The organism is Streptomyces durocortorensis, assembly GCF_016901035.1.
Lineage (GTDB): Bacteria > Actinomycetota > Actinomycetes > Streptomycetales > Streptomycetaceae > Streptomyces > Streptomyces durocortorensis.
In genome coordinates, this window is record NZ_JAFEUF010000021.1 from 1 (window position 1) to 5,653 (window position 5,653).

The window sequence follows — 5,653 nt, forward strand, 5'->3', positions numbered from 1 at the left end:
GGGCGGTACGGGGTCGGGGTACGGGTGGGTCATCGCGATCCTCCACAACGGCACGAAAAGGACAGATGGAGCTTTCCTCCACCGTCTCCCGGTGCGGCTGCCCGCGCCTGCCGAGTCCACACATACGCCCGGTGGCCGAGGAGGGAGTGGGCAGAGGTGCAGGCCCGCCCGGAGTGGGCAGGACTCCGTGCACAACTCCCGGAGCCGCCCGGTTCCGCACTCGTCGCGACCGACGCGAAAGGTGCCCCCATGCCCCTGCCGAGTGTTCTCGCCGTCCACGCCCATCCGGACGACGAGGCCCTGTTCTGCGGGGGCGTCCTCGCCCGGCACGCGGCGGCCGGGGCCCGTACGGCGGTGGTCACGGCGACCTGGGCGGAGGGCACGCACCGGACCGCCGAGCTCGCCCGGGCCCTCGACGCCCTGGGCGCGGGCACCCCGCGGCTGCTCGGCTACGCCGACGCCCGCGTACCGGAGTCGGCCCCGGGCAGGCCCCGGTTCCTGGACGCACCGCTGGACGAAGCCGTGGCGGCGCTGGTCCGCCACATCCGTGACGTACGCCCGGAGATCGTGATCACGACGGACGCGTACGGGGGCATGACCGGCCACCCGGACCACGTCCACGCCCACCGGGTCACGGCGCTGGCAGTGCGGTCCGCCGGACTCCCCGGGTTCCGTCCGGGCGCCGGCGCCCCCTGGCAGCCGAGCGCCCTGTACCTCGCCACCCACCCCCGCTCGGCAGCTGTCGCGGTGGGCGGACGGATGGCCCGGCCGGGCATCCCCGCCGATGCGCTGTACTGCTCGGAGGACGCCTGGATCACCACGACCGTCGACGTCCGCCCCTGGCTTCCGCAGAAGCTGGCCGCGATCCTCGCGCACCGCAGTGAGGTGGAACGAGGAGCGGCACCCGGCCGGATCGCCGCCCTGACTCCGGCCGTCCGGCGCGAGGTACTGGGCACCGAGTGGTACATCCGCGAGGACCTGGGGCACCGGGGCGGGTCGGACACGGAACTGAGCGCGTGATCCGCCCCGGACCGCGCCCGCGATCCACCCCGGTCCGGGTTCCCCTCGGGCCGGTCAGAACAGCTCGGGGTGGTTCCTGAGCTGCCGCTTCGACTCCTGGACGAGCTCGGCCGACGCCTCGGGCGCCTCGTCGGGGTGGCGCTCGGCCCACTTCGCCGCATACGGGCACAGCGGAACGACGGGGACGCCCTCGCGGGCGGCCATCGCGTAGAACTCCCGCACGAGCGCGCCCGCGATGCCCTTGCCCTCGTGTTCGGGCCGGACGACGGTGTGGACGGCCACGAGTGCGCCGGGAGCCGGGTCCATGACGAAGTACGCGATGGTCCCGGCCGACTCACCGCCCTCGTACGCCACGAGGTTGCCGTGCTCCCGGTCGTCCCTGATCTCCACGCCAGCGTTCTCCGCCATCGTCTTCCGCCCTCTCCTGGTTCCTGGACGCGGCCGGCGCTCTCAGCCGCCCGCGACGACGGCCTGCGGGCTCCGCTCCGTACGGCTCCCGGGAACCGGCGCCGAGGCGTCGGTGCCGAGCGCCACGATCCGGTTGTCCGCGTCCACGTGCACGACCCGCGGCACGAAAGCACGGGCCTCCGCATCGTCGACCTGCGCGTAGCTGATCAGAATGACCAGGTCACCGGGGTGCACGAGGTGTGCGGCCGCGCCGTTCATCCCGATGACACCGGAGCCGCGCTCGCCCTCGATGACGTACGTCTCCAGGCGGGCGCCGTTGTCGATGTCAACGATATGGACCAGCTCGCCGGGCAGCAGGTCGGCGGCCTCCATCAGGGCGGCGTCGATCGTCACGGACCCGACGTAGTGCAGGTCGGCCTGGGTGACGGTGGCGCGGTGGATCTTGGACTTGAACAGAGTGCGCAGCACTGTGAACTCCTCTGAGACGGCTCCCTGCCTGCTTTGTGCAGGTCAAGGGCGGTCTCGACTGTACACCGGGACACGCCGAACGATGTTTGTGAAGAACATCGCTCCGATCAGTCGAAATGGCTTCCCACCTGGGCTTCCCCTGTACTCAGACGTCTGTTGGGAAAATCGCCCAGGAGCATCCGGGGGCTTGTGCTGACCAGATGCTGACTTACCTGACGAGTCATCATGCATGGGGAAGACGCCTCAGCACACGGACGAAGTCCGCCCACGCACCGGCCTGCCGGGCCCCGCCATCGCTCCGGCTCACGGAACACGGCCCCTCTCAGCCGTCAGCCGATCGATGCTCGACCGCCCGGAAACCGGATCGCTGCCTGCCGCCCGTCCGAAGCTCCTCGGCAGTGTGGACCTCGTGAGCGAGGCGGGCTGAGGTGTCAACGCCGATCCGACCGAGCCGAGGTCCATGTCGTGCGCCCCCTGCGCACTTGTGTGCGCCGTTCCTTCCTTCCGTACGGTCCAGCCGATAGTGAACCGGCCTCGCACACTGTGAAGGAGAGCTGTTGAAGCCGACCGAAGAAGTGCTCCAGGACCTGACCCAGCCGTCGAACGTCTCCGTCCACTCCGACGTGGTACTCGTCGGGAAGGTGGAAGCCGCCATCGCGGCGGACGACAAGAAGCGGAGGGAGAACGAGGACGAGCCGCTCCGCCGGAAGCCCGCCCTCGCTCCGAGATCACGATGCGGGTTGGGTCGACCTCTACGAGAAGTACGGTGACGACCTGACCGAGGAACAGCTCCGGCAAGGAATCAACGACGCGATGGATCAGATGGAGCAAGCGCAGCGCAACGGCGAGGAAGTTCCGCAGGTCAGGACCCGGAAGTGACGCGCGGGCAGTGGGGCTGTGTGGCCGCCCCTGTGGGAGGCCTGGCCACCGGTGTGATCGGGTCTGTACTTCTCTCGGCTGCCTGGCGGGCATGCGACGTCGGAGTGAACGGCGCGGCCAACGGCCTTGCGCTGATCTTCTACGGGGCTCTGCTCACGATCATCTCGGCAGTATGGTGGGGTGCGCTCGTCGGCTACGTAGGGCGTTGGAATCTTGCGGTTGCCCTCCTTGGTGGCATGGCCGGTGCTGCGGTCATGGTCTGGATCTTCGTGGCCCTTCTCCACGTTCCGAACGGCTACCGCTGCTGATGCAGTGCGAGCCGCACCGCATGCCCGGCAAGGAGCGCAGCGCACACAAGCACCGATGGGTCGATCGTGGAGGAGCGCAGCGGGTCAGTCAGTGCCGGTCAGGTAATACCGCTTGGCAGGGTTCGAGCTCCGAGGGCAGCCGGCCAACCAGAGAAGTGCCGCCGATGCTTACCTGCGGCCCCCGGCAGACGTCGACAGCTCCTGCAGCCAGCGTCCCAGTCTCCGGGTCGTAATACGTGTCGATGCCAACCCCGTAGAAGGGGGTACCTACGCGTGTACTTCTCGACATCCCATGCATCAATCGGCTCGCCCAGAGCGGCTGAGACTTCCTCCCTGTCTGGCCCCCGGCGCGATTCCGCTGGCGCTCGACATCACCGACCCGGACGCGGTGGCCGCCGCCCCCGACCTGACCCTGCTGGTCAACAACGCCGGAACGACCACCGGAAACGACCTCGTCAGCGGTGAACTCGCGGCGATCCAGCAGGAGTTCGACACGAACTTCTACGGCCCGCTCGCCATGATCCGTATCTTCGCGCCGATCCTGGCCCGCAACGGCGGTGGCGGCATCCTCAACGTGAACTCGCGGATGTCCTGGCTCTCCTACCCGGGCGCCAACGCCTACGCCGCGTCGAAGGCCGCCGCATGGAGCATGGCCAACGGCGTCCGCCTGGAACTGGCCGGGCAGGGCACCCAGGTCACCGGGCTGTACCTCAGCTCGACCGACACGGACATGATGGCGGGCTGGGACATTCCCAAGAACGACCCCGTCGATGTCGTGACCGTCGCGCTCGACGGTCTGGAGGCCGGAGCGCCGGAGGTGCTCGCCGACCAGGAGACCAGGGAGACCAAGGCGTCTCTCGCCGCATAGACCGCGACCGCGGCCGCGATCCGGCGGGCGGGCCCCCACGGTGTGCTCAGGTACACCTACCCGGTGGTGCCCGCCCCAGCCGGAATCCGGGGGTCCGCTCCACTGATCTCTTCCGCGCTCCCCGGCAGGATCTTCAGTGCCCGGTCCGCCTACCCAGGGAGTGTTGATGACATCGAAGAGGACTGCCTCGAAGCTGCGCAAGGGCCTGTTGGTCATAGCGGCGGCGAGCCTGGTGGGATCCGCCACCACCGTTGCCGCGACGGCGAACCCTCCCCAGGACGCGCCTGGGCGGGGTGGCACGGACAGGACCCTGCAGAAGAGCCTCGACTCGCTGGTGAGCAAGGACGGGTTCCCCGCCGCGTTCGCGTGGGTGCGGAAGGACGGCCGTACCTCCTCGCTGGTCTCCGGGTCCGCGCGGCTGGGCAAGCAGGTTCCGGTCCCGCACGACGGTTACGTACGGGCGGGCAGCAACACCAAGACGTTCACCGCGGTCGTGGTCCTGCAACTGGTGGCCGAGGGCAAGGTCGCCCTGGACGAGCCCATCGAGACGTACCTCCCCGGAGTGGTACGGGGTGAGGGCATCGACGGCAGGAAGATCACCATCCGGCAGCTGCTGCAGCACACCAGCGGTCTTCCCAACTACACCGAACACATCGGCCTGGAGAACTTCGCGAAGATCCAGCACAAGTTCTTCCAACCGCACGATCTGCTCACCGCGGCCCTGGCCCAGCCCGCGGACTTCGCTCCCGGCGCCAAGTGGAAGTACAGCAACACCAATTACCTGCTGGCGGGCATGCTGATCGAGAAGGTCACCGAACGACCCGTGCAGGAGCAGATCACGGAACGCGTGATCCGGAAGGCGGGGCTTCGCCACACCTCCTGGCCGCAGCCCGGCGACCGGACCATCCCCAGGCCCCACGCCCGCGGCTACGCGCTCAGCAGCCTGGAGAACGGCAAGGTCATCGACGCCACGCGGATGGACCCCTCCTGGGGCGGAGCCGCCGGTCAGATGATCTCCACGCCGAGCGACCTCGCGAAATTCGCCCGCCTGCTCCTCGACGGGAAGCTCCTAGCACCCGGGCAACTGGCCGAGATGCGCAAGACGGTCGACGCTCCGCTCATGCCCGGATGGCGCTACGGCCTCGGCGTCTTCAGCATCCCGCTGAGCTGCGGCGGCGTGTACTGGGGGCACGGCGGCGACATCGACGGCTACGAGACCCGGGGCGGCGCCACCGACGACGGCCGCTCCGTCGGCCTGGCGGTGACCGCACTCCCCGGAACCTTCAGCGACGCGGAAAAGAGCGCGAAGGCGGTCGTGTCCGCCACGGACACCGCCTTCTGCAACTGAGGCGTCAGCCGCTTCTTCTACGGCGCGCAGTACGAGCAGGCCCTCCGATCGCATCCCGGCGAGCCCGCGCGTCTCGCGGAGGCCTTTCTCGCCGTCACCCTGCGCCGCATTGCGGACCCGGTCGTCGATCCGGGTGGTGACGACTTCGCGATCGTCACCCCCTGAGCCGGGGCGCAGGCGGCGGTTTCGCCGGGAAACAATCAGAAATTCGAGAAACACACAAATGGAGAATTGGGGGGGCGGGGGGGGGGGGGGGGGAGCCCGGATAGAGGACCGGGCCAAGACACAAAGGGCAAGACAAAGGGGGAAGGGGGGGGGGGGGGGGGGGGGGGCGGGGGGGAGGTCCAAGTGGTG

At 69.2% G+C, this 5,653-nt stretch carries 7 protein-coding genes; 5 read left to right on the forward strand and 2 right to left on the reverse strand.

Annotation, left to right across the window (positions count from 1 at the left end; translation table 11 throughout):
* The first annotated feature begins 249 nt into the window (after positions 1–249).
* Positions 250–1,020 (forward strand): PIG-L family deacetylase, encoded by a 771-nt coding sequence (locus JS521_RS06905; protein ID WP_205081838.1) that lies wholly within the window; start codon positions 250–252, stop codon positions 1,018–1,020.
* A 54-nt stretch (positions 1,021–1,074) separates the two neighbouring features.
* Here the strand turns inward: JS521_RS06905 and JS521_RS06910 are convergent, their stop codons facing one another.
* Both JS521_RS06910 and panD read right to left on the reverse strand, forming a co-directional pair.
* Positions 1,075–1,428, reverse strand: coding sequence for a GNAT family N-acetyltransferase (locus JS521_RS06910; protein WP_205081839.1), 354 nt, complete (start codon positions 1,426–1,428; stop codon positions 1,075–1,077).
* Between the two features lie 42 nt (positions 1,429–1,470).
* Complete coding sequence (gene panD, locus JS521_RS06915; protein ID WP_205081840.1) at positions 1,471–1,896, reverse strand: aspartate 1-decarboxylase; 426 nt, start codon at positions 1,894–1,896, stop codon at positions 1,471–1,473.
* 557 nt (positions 1,897–2,453) lie between these two features.
* On the opposite strand from panD, the gene JS521_RS06920 reads away from it, so the two are divergent.
* From JS521_RS06920 to JS521_RS06935, 4 genes are all read left to right on the forward strand, one after another.
* Positions 2,454–2,666, forward strand: a complete 213-nt coding sequence (locus JS521_RS06920) for a hypothetical protein (RefSeq protein ID WP_205081841.1) — start codon at positions 2,454–2,456, stop codon at positions 2,664–2,666.
* A 105-nt stretch (positions 2,667–2,771) separates the two neighbouring features.
* The gene (locus JS521_RS06925; RefSeq protein ID WP_205081842.1) at positions 2,772–3,083 is read left to right on the forward strand and encodes a hypothetical protein; all 312 of its coding nucleotides are present in this window, start codon (positions 2,772–2,774) and stop codon (positions 3,081–3,083) included.
* A gap of 292 nt (positions 3,084–3,375) precedes the next feature.
* Positions 3,376–3,951, forward strand: a complete 576-nt coding sequence (locus JS521_RS06930; protein WP_205081843.1) for an SDR family NAD(P)-dependent oxidoreductase — start codon at positions 3,376–3,378, stop codon at positions 3,949–3,951.
* A gap of 166 nt (positions 3,952–4,117) precedes the next feature.
* Positions 4,118–5,299, forward strand: a complete 1,182-nt coding sequence (locus tag JS521_RS06935) for a serine hydrolase domain-containing protein (protein WP_205081844.1) — start codon at positions 4,118–4,120, stop codon at positions 5,297–5,299.
* Positions 5,300–5,653 lie beyond the last annotated feature (354 nt).